At 71.7% G+C, this 15,091-nt stretch carries 18 protein-coding genes; 4 read left to right on the top strand and 14 right to left on the bottom strand.

Features of this window, described 5'->3' with window-relative positions:
• Positions 1 to 4: 4 nt before the first annotated feature.
• Positions 5 to 1,600 (top strand): phytoene desaturase family protein, encoded by a 1,596-nt coding sequence (locus tag ACJJVL_RS10835; RefSeq protein ID WP_405218681.1) that lies wholly within the window; start codon positions 5 to 7, stop codon positions 1,598 to 1,600.
• 218 nt (positions 1,601 to 1,818) lie between these two features.
• Here the strand turns inward: ACJJVL_RS10835 and ACJJVL_RS10840 are convergent, their stop codons facing one another.
• Positions 1,819 to 2,394, bottom strand: a complete 576-nt coding sequence (locus ACJJVL_RS10840; RefSeq protein ID WP_405218682.1) for a thioesterase family protein — start codon at positions 2,392 to 2,394, stop codon at positions 1,819 to 1,821.
• A gap of 59 nt (positions 2,395 to 2,453) precedes the next feature.
• Here ACJJVL_RS10840 and ACJJVL_RS10845 point away from each other — a divergent pair, with 59 nt between their 5' ends.
• Both ACJJVL_RS10845 and ACJJVL_RS10850 read left to right on the top strand, forming a co-directional pair.
• The gene (locus ACJJVL_RS10845) at positions 2,454 to 3,317 is read left to right on the top strand and encodes a rhodanese-related sulfurtransferase (RefSeq protein ID WP_405218683.1); all 864 of its coding nucleotides are present in this window, start codon (positions 2,454 to 2,456) and stop codon (positions 3,315 to 3,317) included.
• Positions 3,318 to 3,380: 63 nt separating this feature from the next.
• On the top strand, positions 3,381 to 3,866 hold the full coding sequence (locus ACJJVL_RS10850; RefSeq protein ID WP_405218684.1) for a GNAT family N-acetyltransferase: 486 nt from the start codon (positions 3,381 to 3,383) through the stop codon (positions 3,864 to 3,866).
• Positions 3,867 to 3,924: 58 nt separating this feature from the next.
• On the opposite strand, the gene ACJJVL_RS10855 is transcribed toward ACJJVL_RS10850, so the two are convergent.
• The 13 genes from ACJJVL_RS10855 to ACJJVL_RS10915 form a co-directional block, all read right to left on the bottom strand.
• The gene (locus ACJJVL_RS10855) at positions 3,925 to 4,671 is read right to left on the bottom strand and encodes a histidine phosphatase family protein (protein ID WP_405218685.1); all 747 of its coding nucleotides are present in this window, start codon (positions 4,669 to 4,671) and stop codon (positions 3,925 to 3,927) included.
• Positions 4,668 to 6,665: a cytochrome c oxidase assembly protein gene (locus tag ACJJVL_RS10860; protein WP_405218686.1), complete on the bottom strand. Its 1,998-nt coding sequence runs from the start codon at positions 6,663 to 6,665 to the stop codon at positions 4,668 to 4,670. The genes ACJJVL_RS10855 and ACJJVL_RS10860 overlap by 4 nt, the downstream gene beginning before the upstream one ends.
• A 256-nt stretch (positions 6,666 to 6,921) precedes the next feature.
• Positions 6,922 to 7,644 (bottom strand): hypothetical protein, encoded by a 723-nt coding sequence (locus tag ACJJVL_RS10865; RefSeq protein WP_405218687.1) that lies wholly within the window; start codon positions 7,642 to 7,644, stop codon positions 6,922 to 6,924.
• A gap of 103 nt (positions 7,645 to 7,747) precedes the next feature.
• Positions 7,748 to 8,272 (bottom strand): HU family DNA-binding protein, encoded by a 525-nt coding sequence (locus tag ACJJVL_RS10870; protein ID WP_405218821.1) that lies wholly within the window; start codon positions 8,270 to 8,272, stop codon positions 7,748 to 7,750.
• A complete protein-coding gene (locus ACJJVL_RS10875; RefSeq protein WP_405218688.1) occupies positions 8,218 to 8,910 on the bottom strand; it encodes a YitT family protein in 693 nt (230 codons plus the stop codon). The genes ACJJVL_RS10870 and ACJJVL_RS10875 overlap by 55 nt, the downstream gene beginning before the upstream one ends.
• Positions 8,911 to 9,114: 204 nt before the next feature.
• Positions 9,115 to 9,420: a 30S ribosomal protein S14 gene (rpsN, locus tag ACJJVL_RS10880; RefSeq protein ID WP_347755015.1), complete on the bottom strand. Its 306-nt coding sequence runs from the start codon at positions 9,418 to 9,420 to the stop codon at positions 9,115 to 9,117.
• Positions 9,421 to 9,591, bottom strand: a complete 171-nt coding sequence (gene rpmG, locus ACJJVL_RS10885; protein WP_123696729.1) for a 50S ribosomal protein L33 — start codon at positions 9,589 to 9,591, stop codon at positions 9,421 to 9,423. It lies immediately after the preceding gene.
• Entirely contained in the window at positions 9,591 to 9,827 is a 237-nt protein-coding gene (gene rpmB / locus ACJJVL_RS10890; RefSeq protein ID WP_405218689.1) for a 50S ribosomal protein L28, read from the bottom strand. The genes rpmG and rpmB overlap by 1 nt, the downstream gene beginning before the upstream one ends.
• 188 nt (positions 9,828 to 10,015) lie before the next feature.
• Positions 10,016 to 10,456 carry a Fur family transcriptional regulator gene (locus tag ACJJVL_RS10895; protein WP_405218690.1) on the bottom strand — a complete coding sequence of 147 codons (441 nt, stop codon included), beginning with the start codon at positions 10,454 to 10,456 and terminating at the stop codon, positions 10,016 to 10,018.
• On the bottom strand, positions 10,453 to 11,316 hold the full coding sequence (locus ACJJVL_RS10900; RefSeq protein ID WP_405218691.1) for a metal ABC transporter permease: 864 nt from the start codon (positions 11,314 to 11,316) through the stop codon (positions 10,453 to 10,455). The genes ACJJVL_RS10895 and ACJJVL_RS10900 overlap by 4 nt, the downstream gene beginning before the upstream one ends.
• Positions 11,316 to 12,209, bottom strand: a complete 894-nt coding sequence (locus tag ACJJVL_RS10905) for a metal ABC transporter permease (protein WP_405218692.1) — start codon at positions 12,207 to 12,209, stop codon at positions 11,316 to 11,318. Before ACJJVL_RS10905 ends, ACJJVL_RS10900 begins: the two co-directional genes overlap by 1 nt.
• Positions 12,206 to 13,018, bottom strand: a complete 813-nt coding sequence (locus ACJJVL_RS10910; RefSeq protein ID WP_405218693.1) for a metal ABC transporter ATP-binding protein — start codon at positions 13,016 to 13,018, stop codon at positions 12,206 to 12,208. The genes ACJJVL_RS10905 and ACJJVL_RS10910 overlap by 4 nt, the downstream gene beginning before the upstream one ends.
• Positions 13,015 to 14,109, bottom strand: a complete 1,095-nt coding sequence (locus ACJJVL_RS10915) for a metal ABC transporter substrate-binding protein (RefSeq protein WP_405218694.1) — start codon at positions 14,107 to 14,109, stop codon at positions 13,015 to 13,017. Before ACJJVL_RS10915 ends, ACJJVL_RS10910 begins: the two co-directional genes overlap by 4 nt.
• 113 nt (positions 14,110 to 14,222) lie before the next feature.
• On the opposite strand from ACJJVL_RS10915, the gene nadE reads away from it, so the two are divergent.
• Positions 14,223 to 15,080 (top strand): ammonia-dependent NAD(+) synthetase, encoded by an 858-nt coding sequence (nadE, locus tag ACJJVL_RS10920; RefSeq protein ID WP_405218695.1) that lies wholly within the window; start codon positions 14,223 to 14,225, stop codon positions 15,078 to 15,080.
• Positions 15,081 to 15,091: the final 11 nt, after the last annotated feature.

Here is a 15,091-nt window from a genome sequence, read left to right on the forward strand (position 1 = left end):
TCGCATGCCGAAGGTTGCCATCATCGGCGGAGGCCACAACGGCCTGACCGCCGCCGCCTACCTCGCTCGCGCGGGTGTCACGGTCACGGTGCTGGAGCGCCTGCCGCACGTCGGCGGCGCGGCGGTATCGACCGGCGACTTCGTCGGCCTGGATGCGCGTCTGTCGCGCTACTCCTACCTCGTGAGCCTGCTGCCGGCGCAGATCATCTCGGATCTGGGCCTCGACGTGCAGCTCGCGAGGCGTCGCTACTCGAGCTACACGCCCGTGCCGGAGGGCTACGGACCCGCCGCTCGGGGCCTGCTCATCGATGCCGGCGACGAAGTCGCCACGCGCGCATCCTTCGCCGCCATCGGTGCGGGCGACGACGCCGACGGCTTCGCCGCCTTCACCGACCGCACGACGCGCCTCGCGCGCTCGCTGTTCCCGACGCTCACCCAGCCCCTGCCGACCCGGGACGCGGCGCGCGACGCCGCTGGCGCGACATCCGCCTGGTCCGAGATCGTCGATGCGCCGATCAGCGAGGCGATCGAGCGCGCGGTGGAGCACGACGTCGTGCGCGGCGTCATTGCCACCGATGCGCTCATCGGCACCTTCGCGGCGCTCGACGATCCCGGCCTGCAGCAGAACCGCTGCCTGCTCTATCACGTGATCGGCGGTGGCACCGGCGACTGGGACGTGCCGATCGGCGGCATGGGACAGGTGTCCGGCGAGCTCGAGCTCGCGGCGCGGCAGGCGGGCGCGACGATCCTCACCGGGGTGACGGTCACGCGCGTCACGCCCGATGGCGAGGTGACGTGGGAGGAGCGCGTCGGCGGGCTGCCGACGGACTCACCCGGCTTGGCCACCGGCATCGAGCTCACCGCCGAGTTCGACCTCGTGCTGTCGGGGGTCGCTCCGCACGTGCTCGCCGGGCTGCTGGGCGAGGAGGCGCCGCGACCCGAGGGCGCGCAGGTGAAGGTCAACATGCTGCTCGAGCGGCTCCCGCGGCTGCGCGATGACGTGGCACCGGAGGCCGCCTTCGGCGGCACGTTCCACGTCAACGAGACCTACACGCAGCTCGGCGCGGCGCACCGGGCGGCGGCGGACGGCCGCATCCCCGAACCGCTGCCGTGTGAGATCTACTGCCATTCGCTCACCGACCCGACGATCCTCGGTGACGAGCTGCGGGCATCCGGCGCGCACACGCTGACCGTCTTCGGGCTGCACACGCCCGACCGGCTGCTGACCGGCGAGACCAACGAGCGGATGCGCGGCGAGCTCGAGCGCGCCGTGCTCGCGTCGCTCGACTCGGTGCTCGCGGAGCCGATCGAGCCGCTGCTGGTGCAGGGCCCGCAGGGGGCCGCGATCGAGACGAAGACGACGCTCGACATCGAGGAGGCGCTGGCGATGCCGGGTGGCAACATCTTCCACGGCCCGCTCTCCTGGCCATGGCTGGAGTCGGAGGCCACCGGGCCGGCAGCGGCGTGGGGCGTCGAGACCGCGCATCCGCGGATCCTGCTCGCAGGCTCGGGCGCGCGCCGAGGCGGCGCCGTCTCCGGCATCGGCGGCCACAACGCGGCCCATGCGGCGCTGGAGCTGCTCGCCGACCGGCTGCCCTGAACCGGCCGCCGGCTCATTGACCGCCGGCCCGTTGCGCCGGCTCGGTTGCGCCGGCTCGGTTGCGCCGGCCCGGTCGGCGCCCGACAACCACCGCCGACCCGGCTGCTGCCCCTTTCGTCGACCGAGCCCTTGGCCTGGCGCGTCGATTTCTGGCGCGACAGACCAAGGGCTCGGTTGACGGACGGACGGCGGGCGGGCGCGCGCGGGCCCGCGGCGGTTCAGCGAGGGGTGCGCGAGCCCCAGATCGAGGGGGCGCTCTGGCGGTTCGACGGCAGCCGATTGGTCTCGGCCCAGTCGTGCACGCGCTGGTCGAGCTCCGGCAGCGAGACCGGGATGCCCGCGGCCTCCAGCACTTCGACAACGCGCGCGACCGTCGCCGTACCGACGCCCTTCTCGATGAAGCGCCCCTGCACGACGCCGCGCGCGTGCACCTCGCCGTCGACCACGAATCGCTGCTGCAGGTAGATCGCGCGCTCGTCGGCGCCCAGCACCGCGGTCTCGATGTCGAACCGCTGCCACAGGTCCAGGCTGCGGCGGTAGACCATGGTCGACTGCCCGACCACCGCGTAGATGCCGGCGCGCCCGAGCACGTCCTGCATGCCGGTGCGCACCGTCATGTCGACGCGCGCGAGATCCATGTACGACAGGTAGCGGCCGTTGTTCATGTGCCCGAGCAGATCGATGTCGCTCGGCAGCACGATGAAGGGCGTCCGGGCCACCCCGTCGATCGCGAGCGCCGGGCGCCCCCTGCTCTTCACGGTCATCGCCAGGAGCCACTGCAACCACATGTTCATGACGAGCCATCCTGCCCGAGCCGTGCGCGGCATCCGTCATCGTTTGGGAGAATCGTCCAATGCACAAGGTGCTGCTCTACTACCGCTTCACGCCCATCGCCGATCCCGAGGCGGTGCGGTTGTGGCAGCGTGCGCTCTGCGAGCAGCTGGGGCTCACCGGGCGCATCCTCATCTCCCCGCACGGCATCAACGGGACGGTGGGCGGCGAGCTGGACGCGTGCAAGCGCTACGCCAGGGCCACCCGCGAGTACTCCGGGTTCCGCGGCATGGACATCAAGTGGTCGGCGGGCACCGGCGCGGACTTCCCGCGGCTGAGCGTGAAGGTGCGCGACGAGATCGTCACCTTCGGCGCCCCCGGGGAGATCGAGGTGAATGCCGCGGGTGTGGTCGGCGGCGGACGGCACCTGCAGCCCGCCGACCTGCACGCGCTGGTCGCCGAGCGCGACGACGTGGTCTTCTTCGACGGCCGCAACCGCTTCGAGGCCGAGGTGGGCCGCTTCAAGGACGCGATCGTGCCCGAGGTCGACACCACGCGCGACTTCGTCCGGCTGCTCGACTCGGGCGCCTACGACCACCTGAAGGACAAGCCGGTGGTCACCTACTGCACCGGCGGCGTGCGCTGCGAGGTGCTGTCATCGCTCATGGTCAAGCGCGGCTTCCAGGAGGTCTACCAACTCGACGGCGGCATCGTCCGCTACGGCGAGAGCTTCGGGAATGCGGGGCTCTGGGAGGGCTCGCTGTATGTCTTCGACCAGCGCCAGACCGTGGACTTCGGTGCGGGCGCCGCGGTGCTGGGCAGCTGCGCGAGCTGCGGCACGCCGACCGGCGACATGGGCAACTGCCGTCTCTGGTCCTGCCGCAAGCAGGTGCCCGTCTGCGGCGCCTGCGAGCCCGCCTGCGCCGGGCACGTCGCGGCGGCCTGACGGCGCGGGGGCGGCCGCGGCAGCACAGCGAGACTCCCGGGCGACGGCGGCTACGCTGGCGACATGGTCGACGGCGACATCCTCATCCGACGCGCGACGCGCGATGACGCGGCCGTGCTGCAGCGGCTGATCGCCGCGCATCGTCATGCCGACGAGGATGACGAGAAGGTCGATCGCTATCGCGAGCGCCTCGACGCGCTGGTCGTGAACGACGCGCACCACATCGTGGTGGCCGAGGCCGACGGGCAGGTGGTGGGCTACGCCGCCGCGCAGGACTACGGGCCCGCGCCGCAGCGCGACTGGTCGATCGCGCGCATGCACGACCTGTGGGTGTCACCGGATGCGCGAGGCCGCGGCGCAGGCACGGCGCTGTTCCGGGCGGTGCAGCAATGGGCCGAGGAGCAGACCCGCATCCGCGTGCTCGAGTGGCAGTCGCTCGAGGTGGCCGCCGACTTCTACCGGAAGCTCGGCCTCTCCGGCGAGCGCGTCGATGAGGCCGACCCGCGCGAGCTGTACGAGATCGAAGTGCACCTGCCCTCGCGCGACTGACGGGCGGGGCCGGTCACGCCGGCCCGGCTCATGCCTGACCGGCTCGCTCGGGCACGGCTCACTCCGGCTCGGCGACCTCGCCGACGGCGTCGAGCTGCCAGGCCGTCGATCCCGCCGGCAGCGAGACGGTGGTCACCGAGCAGTTCGGCAGGATCACGTCCGGTGCCAGCTCCGGCACCAGCTGCCGCAGCATCGAGGTGATGAAGCCTCCGTGCGAGACGATCAGCACCTCGGCGCGGTCCTCTCCGGGCGCGGCGGCCGCGGCGCGGATCACCCGCTCCAGTGCCGCATCCGCCCGCACGACGGTCGCGAGCGCGTGCTCCGCCTGCCCGCTCGTGTCGAGCTGCGCAATGGTGTCGAACAGGCCGCGCCAGCCGACCTGCTCGCCGATCGTGCGCAGCGCGGTCAGCTCGCGGTCGACCTCGTAGCCGTGCTCGACGATGACCGCCTGCCAGACCTCCGACGCGGGGCGCTCCTCGTGGGAGCCGAAGTTCCACTCGCGCAGCAGCTCGGTGTACTCGATCGTCGGCGCTGCCTCGAGCGCCGCCACGATGCCCTCGGCGGTCGTGCGCGTGCGCGGCAGGTCGGAGCTCTGCACGACGTCGAAGCGCTCGCTCGACAACCGCCGCGCCACCGCGGCGATCTGCCGGTGGCCGAGCTCGGTGATGGGTGAGTCCGACCAGCCCTGCATGACGTGGCCGACGTTGAACTCGGTCTCTGCGTGCCGCACGATGCGCAGCCGCAGCGCGCGACCCTCGGCGAGCGCCGCGAGCTCGGCCGGCAGGTACTGCTGCGTGTCGGTCATCGGTTCCCCATCCTGTCGAGCATGTCGTTGTAGGCGCTCAGCTGCGCACCGCCGTCGCGGTCGGCCGCCCGGTCGATGCGCGTGCGCTCCTGCTTGTCGCTGCGGGCCCACATCACGGAGGTGATGATCGCCAGGATCACGGTGGGGATCTCACCGATGGACCAGGCGATGCCGCCGCCCACCTGCTGATCCTCCAGCGCGTCGATGCCGTTGCCCATCGCGCCGAACCAATCGGCCAGCAGCAGCGCCTCGCCGGTCATGAGCGTCAAGCCGAAGAAGGCGTGGAAGACCATCGTGCCGATCAGCAGCACAAGCCGCAGGGCGAAGGGCGGCCGGGCCGGCGCCGGGTCGATGCCGATGATCGCCTGCACGAACAGGTAGCCGGCGCCGACGAAGTGCAGCACCATCCAGATGTGCCCGAGGTGGTCTTCCATCGCCCACTCCAGGATCGGCGTGTAGTAGAAGACCCACAGGCTGAGGACGAAGATCGCGGCGGAGACGAGCGGATGCCCGACGACCTGCATGTAGCGCGAGTGCACGATGGCCAGCAGCCATTCGCGCCCGCCCCTGCTGCCGTCGCGCCGCTTGGCGATCGTGCGCAGCGCGAGCGTGATGGGGGCACCCGGCACGAGCAGCACCGGCACGGCCATCCCCAGCAGCATGTGCACGAGCATGTGGAGCGAGAACTGGAACTCCTCGTACACGTTCAGCGCCCCGGAGGTGCACCACCACAGCAGCAGCACGCCCGCCGTCCACGACACCGTGCGCAGCACCGGCCAGTGGTCGCCACGCTTCGTGAGCCGCCGCGCGGCCGCGAGGTAGAAGAACAGCAGCAGCGCGCAGACGACCGTCCACAGCGGGTCGAGCGCCCACTCCGTGACGAGCCGGCCGACGTCGAACGGCGGTGGCAGCGGCTTGCCCGTGAGGATCTCCGCAGGGGTCGCCTCGAGCCCTGGCGGCGTCTCCGGCACCGGCGTCGGCGTGCGCGCAAGGCCCGCCGCGACACCCGCCGTGACGCCCATCACGATCAGCTCGAGCCCGAGGATCGCGGCGATCGTCCTGCCGCCCACGCGCTCACCGAGCGTCTTCACGGGGGTGAGCAGCCGCATCCGGTGCCAGGCACCGAAGCCGCCCAGCACGATCAGCAGTGCGGCCTTCGCGAGCGTGAGGATGCCGTAGCCGCTGAACCAGTCGCCCTCGAGGCGCACCCACGCCGAGGCGATGCCGGTGAAGGCGACGACGCCGAAGCTTGCGAGCGCGAGGCTCGAGTAGCGCAGCAGCACGTCGCCGTAGGCGACGTCGGGAGCGGATGCCGCCGCTGCGTCGTCCGCTGCGGGCCCGGCGCCTCGGCGGCCCGTGAGCAGCAGGCCCAGGTGCAGCACGCCGCCGAGCCAGATCGAGACGAAGATCAGGTGCAGCAGCAGCGCGGAGACGGCGACGTCGTGGCCGGCGGTGCCGCCCGCGTGGCCCCCAGAGGCGATGAACCAGAAGGGCACCACCCAGGCGACCGTCGTGAAGGCGGCGGCGACGGGGCCGCGCGCGACCAGCAGCACGACCGTGAGCACAGCGAGCGAGAGCAGCGTCGCGAGCAGCAGGCGGCCGGTCTCGATCTCGGTGAAGAAGAGCTGCAGCAGCTCGCCGAACTCGTTGGTGGCGGTGACGGGATTCGACACCAGCGTGCGGAAGCTGCCCCACGCCATGAAGCCCTGTGCGACGACGGCGATGCCGGTCGCGGCCGCGGCGATGTCGAGGGTGCGGTGCCAGTCGCGGCTGCCGGGTCGGAGCGCGAAGCACGCGAGCACGAGGCCGCCGAACGCTGCCGCGATCGCGATGTTGCGGAGCATGCTGGCAATGGGGATGCCGTAGCGCACCGCCGCGCCCGGATCCTCGATCGCGAGCGGGGCGGCACCGCCGCCGAACTCGAGCGCCGCCCAGAGCGCTGCGAGCCCCGCGAGGATCGCGAGAGCCGGAGCGAGGAGACGGAGGCGCTGCACCCATCCAGGGTAGTCGTCGCCCCTATGACCGCCGCCCGGCTGGCCCCCGGGCCGCCCGCCCCGCCGACCGAGGAGCACCCGGTCGCGCATCCCGCTGCTCGAGGAGCACCCGGTCGCACGTCCCGCCGACCGAGGAGCACCCGGTCGCGCATCCCGCCGGTCGAGGAGCACCCGGTCGCACGCCCCGCCGGTCGAGGAGCACGTGGCCGGAGGCCGCGTGCGTCACGAGACCCCCCCGATCGCAGAGCCCGCAGCCTCAGGCGCGCGCGGCGGGCTCGTCGCCCGGGCCCTCCGCAGCCGACGTCGTCTGCCCACGCAGGAAGTACGCGCCCAGGGCGCCCGCAAGACCGGCGAACACGACCACCGAGTAGACGGCGAGCACGAGCTGCACGACCTTCGCGAACGGGTCCCGGGCGGTGATGCCCGAGCCGGTGATGGTCGCGAGCGCGGCCTCGTAGAGCGCGGTCGTGAAGTCGCTGTGCGAGTCCATGGCGTACAGCAGCTGGCCGGCGGCGAGCATGACGACGAGCGTCACGGCGGCGAGCCAGCCGATGCGGCTCGAGAGCAGGCGACCCGCCGAACGAGAGCCGCGCACGCCCGCGGAGAGGATGCCGCCGACGCGCGCGAACCGTGCCACGCGCAGCATCCGCACGGCCTGCAGCGCGCGGAAGAACCGCAGGAAGGGGATCGCGAGGAACAGCACCTGCCACCAGTTGCGGCGCCAGAACGCGGCCTGGAACCTGGCAACCCACGCGCGCAGCACGAACTCGGCGACGAAGAGCGCCCAGAACACCCAGCCGGTGATGCTCAGCAGCCGCGCCCAGCCCGGGTCGTCGACGAGCAGCTGTCCGAGCACGACGAACAGGAACAGCACGCCCAGGTAGCCCATCGGGCGATCCAGCCGAGCGGCGAGCGCCTCTGCGGCGATCAGCTGCTCCGACCTCGAGCGACGAGCACCGTTCACGGTTCGCGGGTGCATCCGGCCTCCTCGGGTGTGTCGCGCGTGCCCACTGTACGGAGCCAAACGCACCAGGGGCCCCGCCGTCGTGGCGGGGCCCCTGGTGTGCTGTGTGGTGCAGTGCTTACTTGACGGCTGCCTTGAGCTTCGAGCCAGCGGTCAGCTTGACGCGGTGGCCCGCGGCGATCTGGATCTCCTCGCCCGTCTGCGGGTTGCGGCCCGTGCGAGCCGACGTCTCGGTGCGCTCTGCGCTGAAGAAGCCGGGGATCGAGACCTTGTCGCCAGCGGCGACGGCCGTCGAGACCTCGTCGAACAGCGCGTCGAGCACGGCGCTGACCTTGGCCTGCGACAGGTCGGTGGACGCAGCGATCTTCGATGCGAGGGTGGTCTTGTTGATGGTCTCAGCCATGGTGTCCTCCTGGTGGTGGCGTGTCCGTCCCGCCTGGGGGCGGGCATGCGCCGGGCCCTGATGGGGCTCCGACCACCCCCGAACGTAGCCGCGAGGCTTCCATTCCTTCGGAGAAACACGGCGACACGCCGCGATTTCCGCGTCTTTTCGCGATGTGCGAACAGATTTGGGGGACAGATCGCACGTCAGGGCTGCTGCGGCCCCGACTCGGCCGCGAGCCGGCGAGCCCGGAGACGGGATGCCGTGGCCGCCCTGCGACGCTCGAAGTACGGCAGGAAGATGCCGATGAGCGGCCCGACTCCGAAGGCGAAGATGACCGTTCCGATGCCGACCGGGCCGCCCAGCAGCCAGCCGATCAGCAGCGCGCTGCCCTCGATCAGCGTGCGCACGATCCAGATCGGCCAGCCGGTGATGCGCACGAGGCCCGTCATGAGCCCGTCGCGCGGCCCGGGTCCGAGCTGCGGCGCGATGTAGATGCCGGTGGCGATCGCGAGCAGCAGGATGCTGCCGGCGAGCATCGCGATCTGCCCCCAGAGCTCGGTGGGGCTCGGGATGAGCCAGAGCCCGAGGTCGGCAGCCACGCCCACGAGCACCGCGTTCAGGAGGGTGCCGATGCCCGGCCGCTGCCGCAGCGGGATCCACAGCAGCAGCACGAGGCCGGACACCACGACCGTCGCGGCGCCGTAGCTCATCGGCAGGTGGTTCGCGATGCCGAGCGCCAGCACATCCCACGGCCCGACGCCGAGCAGGGCGCGCACCAGCAGCGAGAGCGAGATGCCGTAGAGGAACAGGCCGACCATCAGCTGCACGACCCGGGCCGCCGTGTCGGCGGGACCGAGCGAGTCGATGGGGAGCAGCAGGTGGCGTATGCGGTGCACGACTCCATTCCATCGTGTCCGGCGACCCTTCGGGCGCACCACTCCCACAGGAGCTCGCTCGTCGCGAGCGGCGGAGATGGCGCGAGGCGAGGACGATCTACCCTCCGCCTGCGACGGACCGGCGATCCGTCCGCTGTTGGGGACTTGCCGGGGCAATGACGAAGCCCCCGACCTCGCGGTCGGGGGCGTCGTGCGAATCGGGTGCTACCAGCTCGACTTGGTCACGCCGGGCAGCTGGCCCGCGTGCGCCATGTCACGGAACCGCACACGCGAGATGCCGTACGCACCGACGTGGCCGCGGGGGCGGCCGTCGATGGCGTCGCGCTTGCGGACGCGGACGGGCGATGCGTTGCGGGGGAGCTTCTGCAGGCCGAGACGAGCGGCCTCGCGCTCCTCGTCCGTGCTCTTGGGGTCGACGAGGGCCTTCTTCAGCGCCGCACGCTTCTCGGCGTAGCGGGCCACGATGACCTTGCGCTGCTCGTTCTTCGCGATCATGCTCTTCTTGGCCATTTATCGCTCCTCTCGGAACTCGACGTGCTGACGCACGATGGGGTCGTACTTCTTCAGCACAAGTCGGTCAGGGTTGTTGCGACGGTTCTTCTTCGTCACGTAGGTGTAGCCGGTGCCCGCGGTCGAGCGGAGCTTGATGATCGGACGGACGTCCTGCGACTTCTTCGCCATCAGAGCTTCACCCCCCGAGCCTGCATGTCACGAACGACGGCCTCGATGCCGCGGGCATCGATGACCTTCATGCCCTTGACCGAGACGTTCAGCTTGATCGTGCGCTTGAGCGACGGGACGAAATAGGTCTTGCGCTGCACGTTCGGGTCGAAGCGTCGCTTCGTGCGCCTGTGCGAGTGCGAGATGTTGTGCCCGAAGCCGGGAATGGCTCCGGTCACCTGGCATACGGCTGCCATGGTGCCTCCAAATGGTTACCGCAGACCTTTCGGCCTGCCCAAGATCACTTGCCTGCCCACGCCGCTGCCGTGCCCTTGCGGGCGCTGGAGGGGGCGTGTGCTGCGCGGCCGAGGCCGCACCAAGGGTCTATCGTACGGCACCGGATGGGCACTCGGCAATCCCGAATTCCTGCCGGGTGCGCAGGGTCTCAGCGTCGTGCGGCGCAGTCGCCGCACAGTCCGAAGATGTCGACCACGTGATCGGGCTCGATGAAGCCGTGCGCCGACGCAACCTCCCGTGCCCAGCGCTCCACCGTGGCCGCCTCCAGCTCGACCGTGCGGCCGCAGCTGCGGCAGATGAGGTGATGGTGATGCGTGGGCGTGCAGGCGCGGTAGAGCACCTCCCCGCCCGACTGCAGCGCATCCGCCTCCCCGTCCTCCGCGAGCGCCGCGAGCGCGCGGTAGACGGTGGCGAGGCCGACCGTGGAGCCATCGCCGCGCAGGCTCTGGTGCAGGGCCTGGGCAGAGACGAACTCCTCGCTGGCCGCGAGCGCCTCGCGCACGGCCTCGCGCTGCCGCGTGGCGCGGCGAGGCGCGGGATCGGGGGCCGTCGACGGGCCCGACGCGGTCGACGGATCTGGAGCAGTCACGAGGTCCTCGCTTCTCTGGGGTGCGATCGGTCGACGCGGCCGGGGTCCGCCCCGCGCCGCGGTCGGGTCCTGCGGGTGCTGACGACCCATGCCGCGCCGTAGGCGACCGCGGCGACCAGTGCGATCGCGCCCCCCGCGGCAAGGTCGAGCGCGCGCGATGCGAGCAGCCCCAGCACTCCGGAGCCGATGCCGATCGCCGGGGCGATGACGAGCATCCACCGCCAGTCCGTCACGAGCAGGCGCGCCGCTGCGGCCGGTGCCACGATGAGTGCGACGCCGAGGATCGCGCCGACGACCGGCATGATCGCGACGACGGTGCCGGCGATGACGGCGAGCGAGAGCACCTCAGGCAGCCACGGGCGCATGCCTGCCTGCCGGTAGCCGGCCTCATCGACGCTCGAGAAGAGCAGGTGTCTGCCGAACACCGCCCACGCGGTGAGCGCCGCCGCGAGCACGGCACCGGTGAGCCACGCATCGGCGGGCGTCACTGCCAGCACCTGCCCGACCAGGAACGACTCGACGTCGATCGCGAGCGGCGCGACGGATTGCAGGAACGCTCCGAGCGCGAAGCCTGCGGTGAGCATGACCCCGGAGGCGACGGCCGGGCCCTGGGAGCGGATGCGGCCGATGCCGACGGCGACACCGATGAGCGCGATGGCCGCGACAGCTGCACCCAGCGGGATGGATCCTCCGACGATCGCCGCCGCGACCGCGCCGGGGAACGTCGCGTGGGTGAGCGACATGGTGAAGAAGGCGCGCTCCCGCAGCACCACGAGCACGCCGACGATGCCAGCGAGCGCTCCGGCGAGGATGGTCTCCAGCATGGCGAGCTGGAAGAAGTCGAGCAGCGGTGCCCCCATCAGCGCACCGCTGCGGGCGACGACGTTGCGGCGCTCGGTGTTGGGCCGCCGCGCACGGCGCCTGCCGCGAGCGCCAGGAGGTACGCCGCGATCATGGTGAGGGCGACCGTGGCGCCGGGAGCGGCATCCACTCCCAGCTGCGCGAGCTGCACGACGACCCACAGCCCGATCCAGCCCGTGATCGCGCCGAACAGCATCGAGATCGCGATCGCGGTGCGGAGCGAGCGCGTCAGCGCACGGGCGGCCGCGGCCGGCACGATGACGACCGCGAGGGCGAGCAGGGTGCCGACGGAGGCGGAGGCCGCGACCACCACGAGCGCGATCGCGACGGTGCCGATGATCTCGAGCGCCAGCACGGGCAGTCCGGCGCGGCGCGCACCGGCGGCATCGAAGGCCGCGAACAGCTGCTGCCTGCCGGTGCCGACGATGAGGGCGATGGCGATCGCGATGAGCGTCAGCGCCACGCCGAGGTCGCTCCACGTGATGGTGAGCAGTCGGCCGAAGAAGAAGTCGGAGATGCTGCCGCCGGTGCCGCGGGAGAGCGACACCAGCACGACGCCGAAGGAGAAGAAGGTGGTGAGCACGATCGCGACGGCGCTGTCGCGGGGCTGGCCGCGGCGGGACAGCAGCGCGAGCACGACGGCGGCTGCGAGCGCCGCGCCGATCGCGCCGGGCAGCAGACCCGCGGTGCCGCCCAGCGCAGCGCCGATCGCGAGGCCAGGGAAGACCGCGTGCGTGAGTCCGTCGGTGGAGAACTCGAGCCGACGCAGATGCACGAGCACGCCGACGGTGCCGGCGGCGATCGCGAGGGCGACGAGCAGCAGCAGCGGTCGCGCGAGGAACGGCGCCGAGAACGGCGAGAAGGGGTCGACGAGGACGGGCAGCGCGATCATCGCCCGTCGCGCTCGACCGGCTGGTCGTCGGCGAGCGGATGGTGGCCGTGATGCTCGCTGGCGTGATGCTCGGTGGTGGCGAGCGTGTGGCCGTCGATCTCCATGACGTGACTGGCGAACGCAGCCTCCACCTGCTCGAGCGTGAGCACGCAGTCGGTGTCGTCGAAGGCGATCTGCCGCTGGTTGACGAGCAGGGTGCGGTCGCACACCGCCCGGGCCAGGTCGAGGTCGTGGGTCGTGATCAGCAGCGCCACGCCGCGCGACTTCAGCGTGCGAATCGTCTCGATGAGCGCCTCGCGCGATGTCAGGTCGAGGCCGTTGAACGGCTCGTCCAGCAGCAGCAGACGCGGCTCGCTCGCGAGCGCTCGCGCGAGCAGGCCGCGCTGGCGCTGCCCGCCGGAGAGATCGCCGAACCGTGTGCCGCGGCGGTGGGCGAGGCCTACCGTCTCGAGCGCGTCCGCCACGATGCGGCGGTCCGCGCCACCGGGCCAGCGCAGGCCCAGCCGCGGCGTGCGGCCCATCGAGACCACCTGGTCGAGCGTGACGGGGAAGGCCGGATCGATCTCGTTCGCCTGCGGCAGGGTGCCGATCTCGCCGCGCCCGGTCGGCACGCGGAAGACGCGCGCGTCCTGCCGCGCGAGACCGAGGATGCCCGCGAGCAGCGTCGACTTGCCCGCGCCGTTGGGGCCGATGAGGGCGACCGCCTCCCCCGCGCGCACCGAGAAGGAGACATCGGTGAGCACCGGTGCCCCGCCATAGTCGAAGGAGGCGTCCTCGATCTCGACGACGAGCTCCCGCTGCGCACTCATGCGAGCGACTCCGGCAGCGGCAGGGGCTCGGCACCCCAGGCCGTGACGATCGTGGACGTGTTGTGGATCTGGGCACCGATGTAGGTGCCCGTATCGCTGTCCTCGGGCCCGAGCGCGTCGGCGGCAAGCGCATCCGCGCCCTGCCGCAGCTCGACGCCCGCCTCGCGAGCGATCGTGCCGGCCAGCTGCGGGTCGATCGCGTTCTCGCTGAAGACCACGCGCGTGCCGGTCGCGCGGATCTCGGCCACCAGCTCGTCGATGTGGGCCGCGCTCGCACCGGCGCTGTCGTCGAGGCTCGGCAGCACCGTGCCGACCACCTGCACGTCGAACGCTCGCTCGAGGTAGCCGAAGGTGTCGTGCGTCGTGACGATGCGGCGCTCGTCCGTCGGCACCTGCTCGATGGACGCGCGCATCCATGCGTCGAGGTCGGCCAGGCGCGCGAGGTAGGCCTCGGCGGATGCGGCGATGTCGGCGTCGGGGTCGGCCGCGGTGACGGCGTCGCGGATGGTCTCCGCCTGCACGAGCACATTCGCCGGATCGGTCCACACGTGCGGGTCGAACTCGCCGTGGTCGTGACCCTCGTGGTCGTGACCCGGGTCGGCCTCGTCGTCGTGCGCGGCATGCTCCTCGGCGGTCTCATCGTCATGCGCCGCCTCATCATGCGCCGCATCGGCGTGATCGGCGTGGTCGTGCCCTTCGTGCGGGTCGTCCTCGGCCGCGATGAGGTCGAGACCCCCCGAGGTGTCAACGGTGGTGCCGTCGAACCCGGAGGCCTCCACGGTGCTGTCGAGCCAGCCCTCGAGCCCTGCGCCGTTGATGACGAGCAGGTCGGCGCTCGCGAGCGCTGCGAGCGCCGTGGGCCCGGGATCGAAGGCGTGCGCGGACGCGCCGGGCCGCAGGAGGCTCGTCACGTACGCTGCGTCACCGACCAGCTCGCGCGTGACGTCGGCGAGCTGCGTGGTGGTGGCGACGATCTCGAGCCGGTCGCCTGCGGAGCCGGGCTCGACGTCCTGCTGTCCGGTCGGGCCGGCGCAACCGGCGAGCGCGAGGGTGACGGCGCCGACGGCGCCGAGTGCGGGAAGCATCCGCATGAGAGTCCTTGTCCAGCACGACGACCTGCCGTGCAGTGCAACGCTAAAGGCTATTGAGAACGATTGTCAATCTCGCTGGTCGCAGCCCAATGTCCCGGCGTAGGCTCGCAGCCATGGCGACCACTCCCATCGGCACCCGGCAGTCGGCGATCATCGCCGCGCTCGGCTCGCGGCCCTCGATCGACCCGCCCGCGGAGCTCGAGCGACGCATCCGCTTCCTCGTCGACTACCTGCGTGCGAGCGGCGCGGGCGGCTTCGTGCTCGGCGTCTCCGGCGGCCAGGACTCCACGCTCGCTGGCCGCATCGCGCAGCTCGCCGTCGAGCGCGTCCGCGAGGCCGGCGGCGACGCGGTCTTCCTGGCGGTGCGCCTGCCGTACGGCGTGCAGCACGACGAGGCGGATGCGCAGCTGGCGCTCGACTTCATCCGCGCCGACCGCGAGGTCACGGTCGACATCAAGCCGGGCGTCGACGCGATGGAGGCGTCGGTGGAGGCCGCGATCGGCGAAGTCACCGATTACCACAAGGGCAACGTGAAGGCCCGCGCGCGCATGGTCGCGCAGTACACGATCGGCGGGCAGCTGGGGCTGCTCGTGATCGGCACGGATCACGCGGCGGAGGCGGTCACAGGGTTCTACACGAAGCACGGCGACGGCGCGGCGGACGTGCTGCCGCTCGCCGGTCTCACAAAGGGCCAGGGCAAGGAGCTCCTGCGCCTGCTGGAGGCCGACGAACGACTGTGGCAGAAGGTGCCGACGGCCGACCTGCTGGACGATCGGCCCGGCCAGACCGATGAGGCCGAGCTCGGCATCTCCTACGAGCAGATCGACGCCTTCCTGCGCGGCGAGCCGGTGGAGGACCGGGTCGCAGCACACGTCATCGCCAAGTACGACCGCAGCGAGCATAAGCGTCAGCTGCCCCCTGGCCCCGCTGACGACTGGTGGCGCCCGGCCGCGGGCCCGCTCTTCGAATAGCGGCGCGGCCG

It is taken from the genome of Agrococcus sp. Ld7 (assembly GCF_045064095.1).
Taxonomy (GTDB): Bacteria; Actinomycetota; Actinomycetes; order Actinomycetales; family Microbacteriaceae; genus Agrococcus.

What these genes read in the sequence shown, in the direction of transcription:
- rpmG (WP_123696729.1), bottom strand. Translation starts at nt 9,591, where the DNA reads ATGGCGAAGAAGTCGCAGGACGTCCGTCCGATCATCAAGCTCCGCTCG.
- ACJJVL_RS10855 (WP_405218685.1), bottom strand. Translation starts at nt 4,671, where the DNA reads ATGACCGACACGCAGCAGTACCTGCCGGCCGAGCTCGCGGCGCTCGCC.
- ACJJVL_RS10915 (WP_405218694.1), bottom strand. Translation starts at nt 14,109, where the DNA reads ATGCGGATGCTTCCCGCACTCGGCGCCGTCGGCGCCGTCACCCTCGCG.
- ACJJVL_RS10905 (WP_405218692.1), bottom strand. Translation starts at nt 12,209, where the DNA reads ATGATCGCGCTGCCCGTCCTCGTCGACCCCTTCTCGCCGTTCTCGGCG.
- nadE (WP_405218695.1), top strand. Translation starts at nt 14,223, where the DNA reads ATGGCGACCACTCCCATCGGCACCCGGCAGTCGGCGATCATCGCCGCG.
- ACJJVL_RS10900 (WP_405218691.1), bottom strand. Translation starts at nt 11,316, where the DNA reads ATGGGGGCACCGCTGCTCGACTTCTTCCAGCTCGCCATGCTGGAGACC.
- ACJJVL_RS10865 (WP_405218687.1), bottom strand. Translation starts at nt 7,644, where the DNA reads ATGCACCCGCGAACCGTGAACGGTGCTCGTCGCTCGAGGTCGGAGCAG.
- ACJJVL_RS10840 (WP_405218682.1), bottom strand. Translation starts at nt 2,394, where the DNA reads ATGAACATGTGGTTGCAGTGGCTCCTGGCGATGACCGTGAAGAGCAGG.
- rpsN (WP_347755015.1), bottom strand. Translation starts at nt 9,420, where the DNA reads ATGGCCAAGAAGAGCATGATCGCGAAGAACGAGCAGCGCAAGGTCATC.
- ACJJVL_RS10850 (WP_405218684.1), top strand. Translation starts at nt 3,381, where the DNA reads ATGGTCGACGGCGACATCCTCATCCGACGCGCGACGCGCGATGACGCG.
- ACJJVL_RS10910 (WP_405218693.1), bottom strand. Translation starts at nt 13,018, where the DNA reads ATGAGTGCGCAGCGGGAGCTCGTCGTCGAGATCGAGGACGCCTCCTTC.
- ACJJVL_RS10835 (WP_405218681.1), top strand. Translation starts at nt 5, where the DNA reads ATGCCGAAGGTTGCCATCATCGGCGGAGGCCACAACGGCCTGACCGCC.
- ACJJVL_RS10845 (WP_405218683.1), top strand. Translation starts at nt 2,454, where the DNA reads ATGCACAAGGTGCTGCTCTACTACCGCTTCACGCCCATCGCCGATCCC.
- rpmB (WP_405218689.1), bottom strand. Translation starts at nt 9,827, where the DNA reads ATGGCAGCCGTATGCCAGGTGACCGGAGCCATTCCCGGCTTCGGGCAC.